Here is a 15,949-nt window from a genome sequence, read left to right as displayed (position 1 = left end):
CCAACCAACAACCCATTCCCACCGGCCGGCGATCAGCGCCGGCCGGCCCAGCGACGCCGCAGCCGCCGAAGCGACAGGAGAGCGCGGTGCTGGACTCGGCGCACCTCGGCGACATCGAGGGCGCCTTCGGCAAGATCAGCGTCAGCGACCCCGACACCGCGTCCACCCTGAAGACGCGGCTGCTCACCCTGTTGGCGATCCTGGGTCCCGGCATCATCGTGATGGTCGGCGACAACGACGCCGGCGGCGTGGCCACCTATGCCCAAGCCGGCCAGACCTACGGCTACAGCCTGCTGTGGACCCTGCTTCTGCTGATCCCGGTGCTGATCGTCAACCAGGAGATGGTGGTCCGCCTCGGCGCGGTCACCGGTGTCGGCCATGCCCGGCTGATCAACGAACGCTTCGGCCGCGGTTGGGGCTGGTTCTCGGTCGGGGACCTGTTCCTGTTGAATTTCCTGACCCTGGTCACCGAGTTCATCGGCATCGCATTGGCGGCCGACTACTTCAACGTGTCGAAGTACATCGTCGTCCCTACCGCCGCCGTCGCGCTGATCGCCATCATGGCCAGCGGCAGCTTCCGCCGCTGGGAACGAGCCATGTTCGTATTCATCGCCATCACCCTGCTACAAATCCCGATGCTGCTGATGGCCCACCCGCAATGGGGCCACGCCGCGAAATCGTTTGTGGTGCCCAGCATTTCCGGCGGCATAACGTCGGATGCGGTGTTGCTGATCATCGCCATCGTGGGCACCACCGTGGCCCCATGGCAGCTGTTCTTCCAACAGTCCAACATCGTCGACAAGCGCATCACGCCGCGATTCATCGGCTACGAACGTGCCGACACGGTGATCGGCGCGCTCGTGGTCGTCATCGGCGCTGCGGCCCTGGTGATGGTCGGCGACTTCGCCGCGCACGTGTCGGGTAAAACCGACTTCGTCGATGCCGGCGATATCGCGCACCTGCTCGGCGCCCACAGCCACGCGCTTGGCTCCATTTTCGCCATCGTCTTGTTGGACGCTTCCATCGTCGGCGCCGCGGCGGTCACCCTGGCCAGCAGTTACGCGTTCGGTGATGTGTTCGGCATGAAGCACTCCCTGCACCGCGGTTTCAAGGACGCCAAAGCGTTCTATGTGTCCTACTGCACCATGATCGCCCTCGCCGCGGCGATCGTGCTCATCCCCGGGGCGCCACTTGGACTTATCACCACCGCGGTGCAGGCCCTGGCCGGACTACTGCTGCCCAGCGCCACAGTATTCCTGCTGCTGTTGTGCAACGACCGAGAAGTGTTGGGGCCCTGGGTCAACCGGCCATGGCTCAACGCCGTGGCCGGGGTCATCGTGGGTGTGCTGCTGCTGTTGTCCTCCATCTTGATGGCCACCACCATGTTCAAGGACCTCAACGTCGTCGCCGCGACCGAATATCTCGCCGGTGCCCTCGTCGTCGGAGCCGGCGTCGGCTTCGCCGCGTTGCGGTGGATGTCGCGCCGCCAACCCGCAACCGTCACCGAACCGATCGATAAGTTGGACCGCGACACCTGGCGGATGCCGCCGCTGGCCCTGCTCGAACCGGTCCGGTGGAACGCCGGCACCCGCCTGGGCATGATCGCCCTGCGCAGCTACCTGGTCCTCGGCGCAATCCTGCTGTTGGTCAAAGCAATACAGCTCAGCCACGGAGGCTGAGCAGCGCGGATTTCCGCCGCCAGCACGACTACACATTCGCTCAGCAGCACGCTGTCACACAACGAAAGCCACTGGAACGGAACATGATCGATACCTTGGACATCGCACTACGAATCGCCGCCGGGCTGGCCCTGGGTGCCGCCATCGGAATGGAACGGCAATGGCGTTCCCGTAATGCCGGGCTGCGCACCGCCGCGCTCGTCAGCCTCGGCTCCACCCTGTTCGTCGTGATGGGTGGCTACTCGTTCACCGGAGTTCATGCCGACCCGACCCGAGTCGCCGCCCAAGTCGCCTCCGGCATCGGCTTTCTCGGCGCCGGCGTCATCATGAAGCAGGGCGCCACCATCTCCGGCCTGAATACCGCGGCAACGCTATGGGCCGCGGCGGCGGTCGGCGCGCTCGCGGGCGGCGGCCTGCTCGTCCCTGCCGCGATCGGTGCGGGTGCCGTCATCGCCGCCAACATCATCTTGCGGCCCATAGGCCGGACCCTGGACCGCCACCACGGCCCCGGCACCGAAAAGACCTCAGCCGAATACCGATTCGAAGTCCGGTGCCCGACCAACGCCGAGACCCGCATCCGCGGACTGGTGTTCGACGCGATCTCCCGTCCCAACCTCACCGTGCAGTCCATCGCCGCCACCGACCTGCCCGACGGCGAAGGCGTCCGGATCGCCGCGACCGTCATCGCGGACGAACGCGACGACCACCAGATCGAGGCCGCCCTCGCCGACGTCATCAAGGCACCTGAGGTGACCTCGGTTCGGTGGAGCGCCGAGGAGATGTCGTTGGCCGACTAGCGCCGTTACCGCCGGCTACGGCGCCAGCAGCATCTTGTATTGCGCGGCCGTCTCCTGTCGTGCGCCGATGTCGCTCGCGTTGTGCACCGAGATCACGGAATTATTCAGCGCGGCAAAGCAATAGAAGACCGAACCGTTGGTCATCGTCGGATCGACCTCGGATTGCACGCAGCGGCTGCCCGGCAGGAAGTCGACCGCATTCACCGGATGCGCCGCCACCTCGACGCGCGCGGTGAGGTCAGCGAGATCGTTCACGAGTTTGGCGGCGGCCGCCGCATCGCGCACCCGGTAGACGACGGTGTGGTTGTACGTCATCAACTCCAGACCCGCTGCGGTGAAAAGCGGTTCGGTGTCGACGGGATCGTCCTGGAAGTGCAGCGCGGCCCGCGGCAGATAGGTACCGGCCTTGGCGCTGAGCGGACGAGTGCTCGGCGGGTCCGGGTATGTGGGCGGCGACATCGTGTGCGCCAGCAGGCCCGATGGGTCCAGGGCGAGGGTCGCGAACTGCGCCGGATCGGTCGGTACGAACTGATCGATCCGCGGCACCTGCGCGTCCAGCGTCGCGGCAATCGCCGCCACCGCACCGTCTTGCTGTGGCGCGTAGACGAGTTGGCCCAGCACGTACTGGCCGTGGGGGGTGAACGAGTACATCGTCACCGGCTGGTCGGGGCCGACGCTCGCGTTGTAGCTGTACGTCGTCGCCCGGGCCTCGGGATGCCCGGGGATCGGCACCGGGTGATCCACCGCCGGCGACAGTCCGGCGACCGCAGCGGCCAGGTCAGCGGCGGCCGCCGTGGCCGCAGCCGCGTCCGGGAAGCGCAGGACGGCGTTCATCAACCGCCACTGCTCGGGGTCCAGGCGATCGGATGCGAAGCCGTAGAGCAGGTGGTGCGCCTTGACGGTGTCGGCCACCCCGGCCGGCATGACGGTGCCGAGTGCCGCGGCGTCGGTGATGACCAGGGCCCGCGAGAGCCCCGGCACCACCATCTGCGGATCGACCTCCCAGGGACCAACGACGTTGTCCGCCATCCGGCGGGCATCGATCTGGGCACCGACCAGCGGTGCTCCCGCCGCACCCAGCGGCGCCGCGGGCGTCACCGGAAAGTTGCCGCTGCCGAGGAGATTTACCTCGACCGTGGCCGGTGCGTGAACGTCTTCGGCCTTCCCCGCCTCGGTGTTGGCGCACCCTGCCACCAGAAGCGTCGCCGCCGCCACCAATGCCAACCGCCGCGGCATGTGTCAGCCCGGCACGCGGTTGTTGAGCTTCAGCCCCGCGAACAGCGCCAGGACCAGCACGAAGAACCCCACCCGCGTCCAGCTGCCGCTGGCGTCGCCGCGGATGGTCTGGTATCCGATCTGTTCCTGCAGATTGGCGTAGACGCTGGTCAGCTGATCGAGGGTCTCGGCGCGGTACGACTCGCCACCGGTCGCCTTGGCGATCTTCTGCAGCGACAGGTCGTCGGTCGGGACCGGCACTTCCTGGCCCTCGTAGGTGATGACACCCGACGGGGTACCGAACGAGATGGTCGAGATCACGACGCCCTGGTCCTTGGCCGCCCGCGCCGCCGTCAGCGCGCCGCGGGGGTCGTTCGGGTCCGCCGGCACGGTCTCTTTACCGTCCGACATCAACACGATGTGGGCCGGCGGCGGACCGTCGCCGCCACCCATGACCGCGTCGAGGGTCGCGATGGCCTGCAACGCCGTGAAGATGCCCTCGCCGGTCGCGGTGCGTGGTGACGGCTCCAGCGTGTCGATGGTCCGTGCCACGGCGTCATGGTCGCTGGTCGGCGCCACCAGCATCGTTGCACTGGAGGAGAATTCGACCAGGCCGACGCTGATGCCGTTGGTCAGGCCGTTGACGAACGTCTTGCCGGCGCTCTTCGCCGCCTCGATACGGCTGGGTTTGACGTCGGTGGCGATCATCGATTCGGAGACGTCGATGACGAGCATGACGACGGCACGGTTCCGCGGAATGCGGATGTCGTGCGTCGGTCCGGCCATGGCGGTGGTGAGCAGCACCAGCGCGACCACGAGCAGGACTGCCGGCACGTGACGCCACCGGGACCGCGTCTTCGGACGGGCCGCGACGACCTGCTCCAGCAGCTCGGTGTTGGCGAACCGCAGTACGCGCTTGCGGCGGGCCTTGCGCAGCAGCAGGTAGATGGCGACGGCCCCGACGACTGCGATCAGATACAGGAAGAACCAGGCACTGGAGAACCCGGACAGCGTCAGTGGCCCGACAAAGGGGATCTCCAACAGGCACTCTCCATTGCATTCGGCGTCGATCGCTCAGACCGATATGCGGCAATCGTACCGATGCGAACCTGTGTGGTTCCGGATGATGCGGCGTGGACCCGTCAGTCCGGCAGGCCGAGCGCCGCCATGGCGCCGTCCACTGTCGCCCGTTTCAACTCGTCAACAGGAGCGTCCGGAAATTGCAGGCAGCAGTCCTGCAGACCGCCGAAGGCGATCACGGCGCGGGTGGACTGCTCCAGGGTGGGGCGACGCCCGAAAACGAGCTTGCCGAGCCGGTCGCGCCAGGCCAGCATGGCGTCGATCAGTCCCAGATCGGCGAGCGTGGTCAGATCGGTGACGATCAGGAGCAGATCGGCCCGGTGGCGGTAGTGGAAGTCGAAGTAGCCCTGCAGCAACTCGCGGGGCGTTGCCCGCGCCGATCCGCGCAGGCGTTCCTGGGCGGCCACGAATTCCTCGCCCTCGTCGACCAGTGGCTGCAGGATGCTGCGCACCAGGTCCTCCCGAGAGCTGAAGTGGTAGTACAGCGCGGGTTTACTGATACCCAGCCGATCGGCGATGTCCTGCAGGCTGGTCCGCTGCACGCCCTTCTGACTGAATAGCTCGCGCGCCACATCCTGGATGCGCAGCCGGGTTTCGGAGGGGGGTCTCGCCACGTAGCCACCCTAACTTACCTAACGGGCGGTAAGCTGGCCCGGCAATCACTTACCGACCGTTAAGTAAATGCGGAGGAACCCATGAAGGTGCTCATCTCCGGGGCCAGCATCGCCGGTCCCGTCCTGGCCTACTGGCTGTGCCGCAACGGATTCGACGTGACGGTGGTCGAACGCGCGCCGGCCTTGCGCAAGACGGGCGGCCACGCCGTCGACCTGTTCCGGCCGGCCATGGAAGTCTCCGAGCGCATGGGTGTGTTGGGGCGCATCGAATCTCGCGCCACCGGGACGACCGCTCTCACCCTCAACCGTCCACCCAATCCCCGGTGGACGCACATCAACTACGTCAAGCTCATGTCGGCCATGTCCGACCGGCACATCGAGATCATGCGTGACGACCTCAGCCAGGCGTACTACGACGCCGTCCGCGACGACGCCGAGTTCCGTTTCGGCGACCAGATCACCTCGATTACCGACGCCGGCGAAGTGACATTCGAGCACGGTGCGGCGGAGCGCTATGACCTCGTCGTCGGCGCTGACGGCCTGCACTCCGGGGTTCGCCGGCTGACCTTCGGCGAGCAGGCCCGGGAACGGTTTCTCGGCGGCTATCTGGCGGTGGTATCGGTGCCGAAAATGCTTGCGCCCAAAGGTGAGATGAGCGGGTATCTGGCGCCCCGGAGGATCGCCATGGTGTACAGCGCCGACCACTTGGAGGATGCCCGGGCGGTGTTCATGTTCCGGACCGACCGGCCGCTGGATTACCACCACCGCGATGTCGCCGGTCAGCAGCGGCACTTGCGGAGCGCGTTCGCCGGCCTGGTCCCCGAGGTCGACCACTGGCTGGGGGAACTGGACAACACCCCGGCGTTCTACTTCGACGCGATCACCCAGCTCGAGATGAGTACCTGGTCGCGCGGACGGGTCACGCTGGTCGGCGATGCCGGGTACTGCCCCGGCCCGGGCGTCGGCGGCAGCACCAGCCTGGCGGTGTACGGCGCGTACGTCCTGGCTCATGCCGTGGCGGCGGCCCGCGGCGATCACCCCGCGGCGTTCGCCGCCTACGAACGGATGATGGCCGCGCCGGTGGCCGGCAGCCGCACGATGGCGCGGGTGAACGCCAAGACCATCGTCCCCGGATCTGATTGGGGCGCAAGGGCACTGCTCGGCATCATGCGCACGGTGTCGGCGTTACCGCGCGGCCTCACGCAGCGGCTGGCCCGGCTCAACTCCAACGGCGTCAGGCTGTACGACACCATGCCGCTGCCGGATTGATCTCTTCGCGTGTGGCAGAAGCCGCTGCGATGTCACCCGTTTTCGCTACGTTGGGTTCATGGCCCTTTCCAAGGATGAACGCGAACAATTTCTGGCCGAACCACACATCGGGGCACTGTCGGTCAACGCCGGCGCGGACCGCGGGCCGTTGACGGTGCCGATCTGGTACTCGTACACGCCCGGCGGCACGCTGTGGCTGCTGACCGGGCTCGGCTCCCGTAAACACAAATTGATCGAGGCGGCGGGGCACCTGTCGCTGATGGCCGAGCGTCTGGAGCCGACGGTCCGCTACGTCGCCGTCGACGGTCCGGTGCTCAGTATCGAGACGGGCACCGATGAACAGCTGGTCGAGATGGCCGAACGGTACCTGGGCAAGGAGAAGGCCCCGGCATACCTCGAGATCGCCCGGCGCGAGCACGGCCCCAGCGTGACCGTCACCGTCGACCCGAAGCACTGGCTGTCGGCCGACCTCGGGGCGCTGTGATGCCATGTCGTCCCGACAGCGCTTGTTCCGGTTGTTCTACCGGCTCGGCTTCACTCCGTGGGACGGCCATCCACTAGCCACCAGCCTGCGTGAGCTGGTCGAGGGTGACGGAGCCCTGACACCGGGCACCGCACTCGACATCGGTTGCGGCACCGGCGACAACGCGCTGTATCTGGCTGGGCTCGGCTGGGACGTCACCGGCGTCGACTACGTCGCGACGGCGGTCCAGAAGGCGCGGGCCAAAGCCGCCAAGCGGGACGCTTCGGCGCCCGGCGCCGTGCGGTTCGACCAGGCCGACGCCACCCGGCTCACCGGCCAGGGCATCGGCGCGGACTTCGGGCTGATCATCGACAACGGCTGTCTGCACGGCATGAGCGCCAACGACCGCGACGCCTACGTGGGCGAGGTGACGGCGGTGGCCGCCCCGGACGCACGACTGCTGATCGTCGCGTTCGTCCCGGGCGCCTCGTTCGGGGTGCCCGGCATCGACCCGGCGGAGGTGGAGCGGCGGTTCGCGCTCGGGTGGACGCTGCTGTCCAGCGGCGACGAACCGGGCCTCGATCGGGGCGGCAAGAACCCGGCGCGGTATTACCTGTTCGCCCGGCGGCGTACCTGAGCCTTCGCGGTCGGTCGCCGGAGTCAAACGGTCGGTGCCCGGGCGTAGCGTGGCCACATGGCAGAACTTTCCGACGATGTGATCGCTTTCCTGTCCGCAGGCACGCGCACCGCGGTGCTCGGCTGGGTCGCGGCCGACGGCCGGCCGTTGGCCGCACCCGTCTGGTTCGTGGTGGATGACGGAGCACTCGTGTTCAACACCGGGAAGAACACCGCCAAGGGGCAGGCGTTGGCCCGCGACCCGCGGGTGGTGTTGTGCGTCGACGACACCACCCCGCCCTATGCGTTCGTCCAGGTTCAGGGCGTCGCGTCGATCAGTGAAGATCCCGACGAGCTGCTCGACATCGCCACCCGTACCGGCAGCCGCTATATGGGCGCCGACCGCGCCGAGGAATTCGGCCGGCGCAACGGCGTTCCCGGCGAACTCGTCGTCCGGGTCAAACCCACGAAAGTGATTGCCGCGTTTGACGTGGCGGATTGAGGAAATCATGACCGATCTTTCTGCTTTCGCCGAGCTGTCGGCACGTGATCACGGTCTCTGTGTGCTGAACACCCTCCGCGGTGACGGCAGCATCCAGTCCTCGGTCGTCAATGCCGGCGTGATGCCGCATCCGAAGACCGGTGCACCGGTCGTGGCACTCGTCGCGATCGGCGCTACGCGCAAGCTGCGGAACCTGCGCGCCGATCCGCGTACGTCTGTCGTCGCGCACGCCGGTTGGCAGTGGCTGACGGTGGAGGGCACCGCCGAGGTCGTGGGCCCCGGCGATATCGACCCCGAAACGCTGAGAGTGTTGTTACGCAACGTCTTCACCGCCGCCGGTGGGACACACGACGACTGGGACACCTACGACCGGGTCATGCGCGATGAAGGTCGCGCCGCCGTGTTGATCACACCGACGCGCATGTACTCGAACCCTGCGCGGTAGGCGGCGCCGTCGCGTCTACTGATCAATGGAGGCAACCACCAACATCGGGCTCACGACCGATACTGACGCTAGTTCCACCGAGCGACGAACCACTGGCATGTACCGAAAGATAGTCAGCCGTGGTGCCCCAACTCCATATAGTCAGATTCTTAGACGTAGATTCGGCGCACCACGCCAAGCCGTCGAATGACACCCCGATCGGCAATCCTTTACGGACCGCGCGGACTGTCTCAGCGTACGACGACGGTACGACCCACTCCTCAAACCGATGCGGATCGTTCGTGCGCTCCTGCTTGGAACCGGCGGGTAACGTCAACGTGGGAATGATCTTTGACTGCGGCGCGGCCTGGTTGGCAACGGTTGTGGTGGGTGGCGTCGTAGTCGCAACCTTGTGCCACCACCAAGTTCCGCCCACCATCACTACAGTCAGCAAGACGGCGACCCCGCCCAACACCCACAACCACGGCGACCGCTTCTTCCCACCGGAAACCTGCGGCACGTCTCCAATCGGAGACCACGCTTGACCATCGAAATAGCGCAAGTTCGGCCCACCACCCGGATCGGGATACCAACCCCCTGGCATGTTGTTCACCTTTTCCTACTCCCCTCCCCGCATTGTGGTCAGTGAATCTTGACCAAGTTGCCGGCCATAGTCCATCAGCCGCCACCCCAGTATCTATCTCGCACAATCCGCGCAGTCTCTGCCGCTGCGTCCTCTGGCGTCGGCATATTCAATTTGCGCACCAGCGCGTCACGCATCGGGGCCGGGTCATACCCCATCTCGCGGACCCCTTCGACGACAAAGCCATGAAGTTCCGAGCAAGCCTGCTGACGGGACAATTCGGCAACTACTCGAATCTCTTCCGCAAGTTCGTGCTCCGAAAACGCAGTTACACCCGACCCCAACTCAATTCCGTGAACCCGACCATTCAGATGGGCGGTTACCCACACCGATCCCGAAGGATTCGATGCTGTGTACAGAAGTGGCTCGAGTTCGTCTTCACCTTCGTCGTCCACATCGCCCTCGCCGGCATGAGTGCCCGCTTCCTGACCATCTAACTCATCGTCATCGTCATCCCACGACCACCGATCATCCACGTCGATTTCCTTCTCTCACAACCAGCTTCAGCGGCCGAATTCAGCGCGGTGGCATTTGCTTGTCGAGGTTCGCTTTCCCCTCTGCGTCAGCCTGCTCGTATCGACCGGCGGCGTGCTGCAGTTTTCCACCCAACTCTTTGCATACGCCCGCCAAGTTCTTACCGGCCGTCGCACGTTCGGCTTCGGCTTCAGTGACGGCTTTGTGGGTGACCGCACAGATGAAGCCGTGGGTCCGGCCCACCTTGGCACTTGCCCCCGTCGTTGCAGCAGCCGATTCGGCTGCGTTCTTCTCCGCGATACCCTGTACGCCCGCCAACGCCCGAATCGCGGCAGGAACGATTACCCGCTGTTCAGCGGAACTCGACCGCGGATCGAAGTCATTCACGGAATCCGACTGTGTGGCGTTGGAAGCAGCAGTCTGATACAAATCGTGCGTCTTGCGCACGGCTGCGGCATTCGAATTCGCATTGTTGTGCATATCCCACATGATGTGCCCCGCGTCGGTCAGCACGAACGAAACGGCGAGCGTCTCAAGAACGTACTGAATCTCTTTACCGACCACCGGAATCACGCCAAATGATTGAGTAAATTTTCCATAGTCCGCGAGCCAATTATGCTGACCGTCCAACTTTCGTCGAACCTCATTGATCTCGTCCGCCTCTCGACTCAGTGTCGTGGCGACTTGATCGTCTGCGTCCATCAAGATGGCAGTACTTTTCTCTTGCGACTGTACTCGATTGTCGTATGCACGCGGTGCGGGCCCACCATCCCAGGATTCGCTTGGATGCGCTTTCGTCAGCGTGTCCTGCACCTTTTGAAATCCACGCCGCCCCTGCCTAAAGTCATCACCCACATCCGGATCCCCTTCACCAGAGCAGCGGCGCATCTGCTTGACGATTTCTTGGCCGCCCTTCAGCACCGGGGTGGGCGCGATAACCAACTTTCCTGCATATTTCCCAACTGATTTAGCAATTCCTGCAATCTTGGGAAGGCCCGCCTTCTCGGCGATCTTTTCAACCGCCTTGGCAGCGTTCTTAACCGTCTTCGCTGCGTCCTCGACAAACTCGATGGCACCGTGCACGACACTTTCAAAACTCATAACCCCACCCCGTTCTCCCTGCTCTGTATCGTAACCAAGCTGCACCGTCGATCTGGACGCCCACTTCGTCACTGCGTTCGAGGTCTGCTATGACACTGCACAGCAGACGCGAAAACCCCCAAACCCATAGGGATTTGGGGGTTTTCGCGACTGTTGGCGCTAGATGACTAGCTTTCCAGCGAAGCCGGCGGCAGGAAGCGGTCGCCGTACTTGGCGGCCAGTTCCTTGGCCCGGGCCACGAAGGCCTCCTTGCCGACGCCGAGCTCGCCCTGGTAGCCGACGATGAACTGCGCCGAGCCACCGGTGTACGGCGGGAAGCCGATACCCATGATCGAGCCGATGTTCGCGTCAGCGGTCGAGGTCAGCACGCCCTCGTCGATGCACTTCTGGGTCTCGATCGCCTCGGCGAACAGCATGCGGTCGATCATGTCCTGCAGCGGCAGTTCGGTCGAGCCCGAGTTGAAGGCGTCTTTCAGACCCGGCCACAGCTGCGTCCGCTTGCCGTCGACGTACTCGTAGAAGCCCGCACCCTTCAGGCGCGACGGGCGACCGAGCTCGATCATCTTCTCGACGACAGCCTCGGCCGGGTGCCCGACGTAGGTGCCACCCTCGGCCTCGACGCCCTCCTTGGAAGCCACGGCGATCTTGTGCATGAGCTCCAGGTTGAGCTCATCCGAAAGCTGCAGCGGCGCCGCCGGGTAACCGGCCTGTGAACCGGCCTGCTCGATGGACGCGGGCGCGACGCCCTCGCCCAGCATGGCCAGCGCCTCGTTGACGAAGGTGCCGATCACGCGCGAGGTGAAGAAGCCGCGGCTGTCGTTGACGACGATCGGGGTCTTCTTGATGGCCAGGGTGTAGTCGAACACCCGGGCCAGCGCCTCGTCAGAGGTCTTCTCGCCCTTGATGATCTCCACCAGCGGCATCTTGTCGACAGGCGAGAAGAAGTGGATACCGATGAAGTCCTCCTGGCGCTTCACGCCGGTCGCGAGACCGGTGATGGGCAGCGTGGAGGTGTTCGAGCCGAGCAGCGCGTTGGGCTCGACGATGTCCTCGATCTCCTGGAACACCTTGTGCTTGAGTTCCTGGTTCTCGAACACGGCCTCGATGACGAAGTCGACGCCCTTGAGATCCTGGGGATCAGCGGTCGGGGTGATCCGGGCCAGCAGCGCGTCGGACTTCTCCTGCGTGGTCTTGCCGCGCTCGAGTGCCTTGGCCTCGATCTTCTCGGAGTAGTTCTTGCCCTTGTCGGCAGCTTCCTGGGTGACGTCCTTGAGGACGACCTCGTAGCCGGCCTTGGCCGACACGTAGGCGATACCAGCGCCCATCATGCCCGCGCCGAGGACACCGATCTTCTTGATGTCCTGCTTGGCGATGCCATCGGGCCGCGAGGCGCCGCCGTTGATGGCCTGCAGATCCAGGAAGAACGCCTGGATCATGTTCTTCGCGGTCTGGCCGGTGACCAGGGTGGTGAAGTAGCGGCTCTCGATGCGGCTCGCGGTGTCGAAGTCGACCTGCGCACCCTCGACGGCGGCATCCAGGATGGCGCGCGGCGCGGGCATCGGGGCGCCCTTGAGCTGCTTCTTCAGCAGCGCCGGGAACGACGGCAGGATGCCGGCCAGGCCCGGGCTCGACGGGGTGCCGCCGGGCATCTTGTAGCCCTTGACGTCCCACGGCTGCACGCCGCCCTCGGGGTTGGCCTTGATCCATGCCTTGGCGGCGGGGATCAGGTCCTCGACGGTGTCGACGAGCTCGTCGACCAGGCCGGTGGCCTTGGCCTTGGCCGGGGTGAAGCGGGTGCCCTGGCTCAGGATCTCCATGAAGGCCTTCTGGATACCGAACATGCGCACGGTGCGGGCCACGCCGCCGCCGCCCGGGAGCAGGCCCAGGGTGACCTCGGGCAGACCGATCTGGCTGCCGCGCACGTCGGCCGCGATGCGGTGGTGGCACGCGAGCGCGATCTCCAGGCCACCACCGAGGGCGGCGCCGTTGATGGCGGCGACGACGGGCTTGCCCAGGGTCTCCAGGGCGCGCAGGTCGGCCTTGATGTCCTCGACCATGGCGAACGCCTCGCCGGCGTCGTCCGGGCCGATCTGCATCATGCCCTTGAGGTCACCGCCGGCGAAGAAGGTCTTCTTCGCGCTGGTGATGACGACACCGGTGATGGAGTCCTTCTCAGCAAGCAGGCTCTGCACCGCGTAGTGCATCGACTCCTTGTAGTGCTCGTTCATCACGTTGGCCGAACCGGTCGGGTCGTCCATGGTCAGGGTGACGATGCCGTCGGCATCCTTGTCCCACTGAATTGTCTTCTCAGCCATGTTCTTTCAATCTCCCTAGACGCGCTCGATGATGGTGGCCACGCCCATGCCGCCGCCGATACACAGCGTGACCAGGGCACGCTTGGCGCCGCGGCGCTCGAGCTCGTCGACCATGGTTCCGGTGATCATGGCGCCGGTGGCGCCCAGCGGGTGGCCCATCGCGATGGCGCCACCGTTGACGTTCAGCTTCTCGTCCGGGATGTTCAGGTCCTTCTGGAACTTGAGCACCACCGAGGCGAAGGCCTCGTTGATTTCGAAGAGGTCGATGTCGTCGACCGTCAGGCCGGCGCGGTCGAGGACCTTCTTGGTGGCCGGGGTCGGGCCGGTCAGCATGATGACCGGGTCGGCACCACTGGTGGCGGTCGCCACGATGCGGGCACGCGGGGTCAGGTTCTGCGACTTGCCGGCAGCCTCGCTACCGATCAGCACCAGCGCGGCGCCGTCGACGATGCCCGAGCTGTTGCCACCGTGGTGGACGTGGTTGATCTTCTCGACGTAGTGGTACTTCTGCAGTGCCACGTCGTCGAAGCCGCCCATGGCGCCCAGACCCGCGAACGCGGAGTTCAGCTTGCCCAGGCTCTCCACGGTGGTGCCGGGACGCATGTGCTCGTCGTGGTCCAGGATGACGAGGCCATTCTGGTCCTTGACCGGCACGACCGACTTGGCGAAGTAGCCGCCGGACCAGGCCGCGGCGGCCTTCTCCTGCGAGCGCACCGCGTAGGCGTCGACGTCTTCACGCGAGAAGCCCTCGATGGTGGCGATCAGGTCGGCGCCGATGCCCTGCGGGACGAAGCCGATGCGGTAGTTGGTCTCGGGGTCACCGGCCCACGCGCCGCCGTCCGAACCCATCGGGACGCGGCTCATGGACTCGACGCCACCGGCGTACACCAGGTCGTCCCAGCCGGAGCGGACCTTCTGTGCGGCCAGGTTCACGGCCTCCAGGCCGGAGGCGCAGAAACGGTTGAGCTGGAAGCCACCGGTGGTCTCGGGCAGCTTGGCCACGAGCGCGGCGGTGCGGGCGATGTCGCCACCCTGGTCGCCGACGGGCGAAACAACGCCCATGATGACGTCGCTGATCAGGTTCTCGTCCAGATCAGGATTGCGACGACGCATTTCGTCAATCAGGCCGACGATGAGGTTGACCGGCTTGACCTCGTTCAGTGCACCGTTGCGCTGCTTGCCACGGGGCGTGCGAATGGCCTCATAGATGAAGGCTTCTTCGGACATGTATTTGCTCCAGGTCCTATTGAGATGGGGTTGTGGGTGCGGCTACCGGCAGGTAGACGGTCCCCTGCCCGGAAGCGTAACAGGCCCGCCCAACCAGGTGGTTGGGAGAGTGCGGCCCATCACCCGCGAGCGTGCGTGTCTGCCCGGCGACACCCCGCCAGCGGCGTACGTAGCGCGCACGCTCGCGGCCCACGAACGTGCGTTCACCTGCCATTTCTTCCGATTCGGCTGGTGTCGACCGGTACGCCCGCGCCAGATCGGCGCCCGCCGACCCACACGCGTTGACCCTGAAGCTGTGGCGCAATTGTGCGACTAGACGGAGCCCCCACTACAGGCTCAACGCCACTTCTGGCCGGAAACCCGTTGACCCTGAATCCACGTCGCAATCGCGCGAGTGGACACCGCCCTCACCGCAGGCTCAACGCCTGTTCGACCTAGGCGACGTCTTTCACGAAGTCCGCGATCTCCCCAACCGCACGACGGGCGTCGGGGTTCGAAAAGGCGAAGGCCTGAAAGACGTGGACCGCACGGTCGAAGACCTGCAGCCGCACCGGCACGCCTGCCGCGGCGAGCCGCTCGGCCATCAGCTCCGAATCGGGCCGCAGCGCCTCTTCGGAACCCACCTGCAGCAGGAACGGGCCCAAGCCACGGAGGTCGGCGTCGACCGGAGACGGGATCGCGTCGCGCCCGCCGTTACGCAGCAGGAAGACCTCGCTGATCATCCGGAGAAAGTCGACCGGGAACATTGCATCCGGAACGCGTTGTGCGGCTTCATATTTCGGCGTCATGTCACTGTCCGTGGCAGCTGAGAGGAGCACACAGCCGGCGGGCGGCGCCATGCCCAGGTCGCGCACCGTCACGGCGGTCATGGCCGCGATAAACCCACCGGCGGAGTCACCGGCCAGCACGATGTTCTCGGGCTTCACGCCCTGCGCCAGCACATAGCGGTAGGCGTCGACACCGTCGTCGACCGCGTCTTCGACCAAGTTCCGCGGGCACAGCCGGTACCCCACAGACAAGGCGCGGGAGCGGCTGTCGCGGGCGATGTGGCTGACCAGCGGGCGGTGGCTGTTGATGCCGAGCGCGATGAACGCCGACCCGTGGAAATAGATGATGACGCGACCGTCGACCGGAGGACTGGCCCCGTTCCAGACCCATTCCGCCGGGCAGTTCGGCAGCTCGACTTTTTCGGTGCGCGACCCCCGCACGGCAGGCATCCAGTTGGTAACCCGCTCAGAACCGTCGTACGCGCGGTCCAGCAGGACCTGCGGAAACCGCTTGTTGATGGCCAGCATGACCTTGGTCAGCAGGAACAGCAACGGCTTCACGGCCCTGAGCAGGTACGCCTCGGCGACCGAATGCCAGTTGGCCTTGCCCATCCACTCCGGGCCCGCGTACGTGACGATCTCCGGAGCAGAGCGCTCAGCAGGATCATCGATCCGTTCGGCGCTGGTCATAGGGCCTCCTTTTGCGACATTGCTGTGCCGAGACTAGATCACCTCCCGAGCACCGGCTTGGGCTCGACGTGCTG

General features: G+C 65.6%; 16 protein-coding genes. 7 read left to right on the top strand and 9 right to left on the bottom strand.

All coding sequences use genetic code 11. The annotated features are described in order from the left end of the window. Positions 1-86: 86 nt before the first annotated feature. Both G6N59_RS19820 and G6N59_RS19815 read left to right on the top strand, forming a co-directional pair. Positions 87-1,679: an Nramp family divalent metal transporter gene (locus G6N59_RS19820; RefSeq protein ID WP_407665898.1), complete on the top strand. Its 1,593-nt coding sequence runs from the start codon at positions 87-89 to the stop codon at positions 1,677-1,679. An 86-nt stretch (positions 1,680-1,765) separates the two neighbouring features. Then, the gene (locus G6N59_RS19815) at positions 1,766-2,476 is read left to right on the top strand and encodes an MgtC/SapB family protein (RefSeq protein WP_163912080.1); all 711 of its coding nucleotides are present in this window, start codon (positions 1,766-1,768) and stop codon (positions 2,474-2,476) included. Positions 2,477-2,491: 15 nt separating this feature from the next. Here G6N59_RS19815 and G6N59_RS19810 read toward each other — a convergent pair whose 3' ends face one another. The 3 genes from G6N59_RS19810 to G6N59_RS19800 all read right to left on the bottom strand — a co-directional run bounded on the left by G6N59_RS19810 (position 2,492) and on the right by G6N59_RS19800 (position 5,385). Next, on the bottom strand, positions 2,492-3,712 hold the full coding sequence (locus tag G6N59_RS19810; RefSeq protein WP_138228535.1) for a DUF7373 family lipoprotein: 1,221 nt from the start codon (positions 3,710-3,712) through the stop codon (positions 2,492-2,494). A 3-nt stretch (positions 3,713-3,715) separates the two neighbouring features. Then, positions 3,716-4,732 carry a VWA domain-containing protein gene (locus G6N59_RS19805; protein ID WP_138228534.1) on the bottom strand — a complete coding sequence of 339 codons (1,017 nt, stop codon included), beginning with the start codon at positions 4,730-4,732 and terminating at the stop codon, positions 3,716-3,718. Positions 4,733-4,833: 101 nt separating this feature from the next. Then, positions 4,834-5,385 carry a TetR/AcrR family transcriptional regulator gene (locus G6N59_RS19800; protein ID WP_138228533.1) on the bottom strand — a complete coding sequence of 184 codons (552 nt, stop codon included), beginning with the start codon at positions 5,383-5,385 and terminating at the stop codon, positions 4,834-4,836. 81 nt (positions 5,386-5,466) lie between these two features. Here G6N59_RS19800 and G6N59_RS19795 point away from each other — a divergent pair, with 81 nt between their 5' ends. Genes G6N59_RS19795 through G6N59_RS19775 form a run of 5 tightly spaced genes read left to right on the top strand, consistent with a single transcriptional unit; the run spans position 5,467 to position 8,679 of the window. Continuing rightward, positions 5,467-6,654 (top strand): FAD-dependent monooxygenase, encoded by a 1,188-nt coding sequence (locus tag G6N59_RS19795; protein WP_138228532.1) that lies wholly within the window; start codon positions 5,467-5,469, stop codon positions 6,652-6,654. A gap of 58 nt (positions 6,655-6,712) precedes the next feature. Continuing rightward, positions 6,713-7,138, top strand: a complete 426-nt coding sequence (locus G6N59_RS19790; protein WP_138228531.1) for a pyridoxamine 5'-phosphate oxidase family protein — start codon at positions 6,713-6,715, stop codon at positions 7,136-7,138. A 4-nt stretch (positions 7,139-7,142) separates the two neighbouring features. Further along, positions 7,143-7,754 carry a class I SAM-dependent methyltransferase gene (locus G6N59_RS19785; protein ID WP_138228530.1) on the top strand — a complete coding sequence of 204 codons (612 nt, stop codon included), beginning with the start codon at positions 7,143-7,145 and terminating at the stop codon, positions 7,752-7,754. A 57-nt stretch (positions 7,755-7,811) separates the two neighbouring features. Beyond that, on the top strand, positions 7,812-8,234 hold the full coding sequence (locus tag G6N59_RS19780; RefSeq protein ID WP_138228529.1) for a PPOX class F420-dependent oxidoreductase: 423 nt from the start codon (positions 7,812-7,814) through the stop codon (positions 8,232-8,234). A gap of 7 nt (positions 8,235-8,241) precedes the next feature. Further along, positions 8,242-8,679 (top strand): TIGR03618 family F420-dependent PPOX class oxidoreductase, encoded by a 438-nt coding sequence (locus G6N59_RS19775; RefSeq protein WP_138228528.1) that lies wholly within the window; start codon positions 8,242-8,244, stop codon positions 8,677-8,679. A 22-nt stretch (positions 8,680-8,701) separates the two neighbouring features. Here the strand turns inward: G6N59_RS19775 and G6N59_RS31905 are convergent, their stop codons facing one another. The 6 genes from G6N59_RS31905 to G6N59_RS19745 form a co-directional block, all read right to left on the bottom strand. Then, a complete protein-coding gene (locus G6N59_RS31905) occupies positions 8,702-9,262 on the bottom strand; it encodes a DUF2510 domain-containing protein (RefSeq protein WP_163911519.1) in 561 nt (186 codons plus the stop codon). A gap of 74 nt (positions 9,263-9,336) precedes the next feature. After that, positions 9,337-9,777, bottom strand: a complete 441-nt coding sequence (locus tag G6N59_RS19765) for a hypothetical protein (RefSeq protein WP_138228526.1) — start codon at positions 9,775-9,777, stop codon at positions 9,337-9,339. A gap of 40 nt (positions 9,778-9,817) precedes the next feature. Next, a complete protein-coding gene (locus G6N59_RS19760; protein WP_138228525.1) occupies positions 9,818-10,876 on the bottom strand; it encodes an EspA/EspE family type VII secretion system effector in 1,059 nt (352 codons plus the stop codon). A gap of 167 nt (positions 10,877-11,043) precedes the next feature. Further along, entirely contained in the window at positions 11,044-13,191 is a 2,148-nt protein-coding gene (locus G6N59_RS19755) for a 3-hydroxyacyl-CoA dehydrogenase NAD-binding domain-containing protein (protein ID WP_138228524.1), read from the bottom strand. Positions 13,192-13,206: 15 nt separating this feature from the next. After that, positions 13,207-14,418, bottom strand: coding sequence for an acetyl-CoA C-acetyltransferase (locus G6N59_RS19750; RefSeq protein ID WP_138228523.1), 1,212 nt, complete (start codon positions 14,416-14,418; stop codon positions 13,207-13,209). 434 nt (positions 14,419-14,852) lie between these two features. Beyond that, the gene (locus tag G6N59_RS19745; RefSeq protein WP_138228522.1) at positions 14,853-15,875 is read right to left on the bottom strand and encodes an alpha/beta hydrolase; all 1,023 of its coding nucleotides are present in this window, start codon (positions 15,873-15,875) and stop codon (positions 14,853-14,855) included. Positions 15,876-15,949: the final 74 nt, after the last annotated feature.

Source organism: Mycolicibacterium aubagnense, assembly GCF_010730955.1.
In the GTDB taxonomy this organism is placed as follows: Bacteria; Actinomycetota; Actinomycetes; order Mycobacteriales; family Mycobacteriaceae; genus Mycobacterium; species Mycobacterium aubagnense.
Note: the sequence above shows the minus strand (reverse complement) of the source record. Positions and strands in the feature narration are given on the sequence as shown.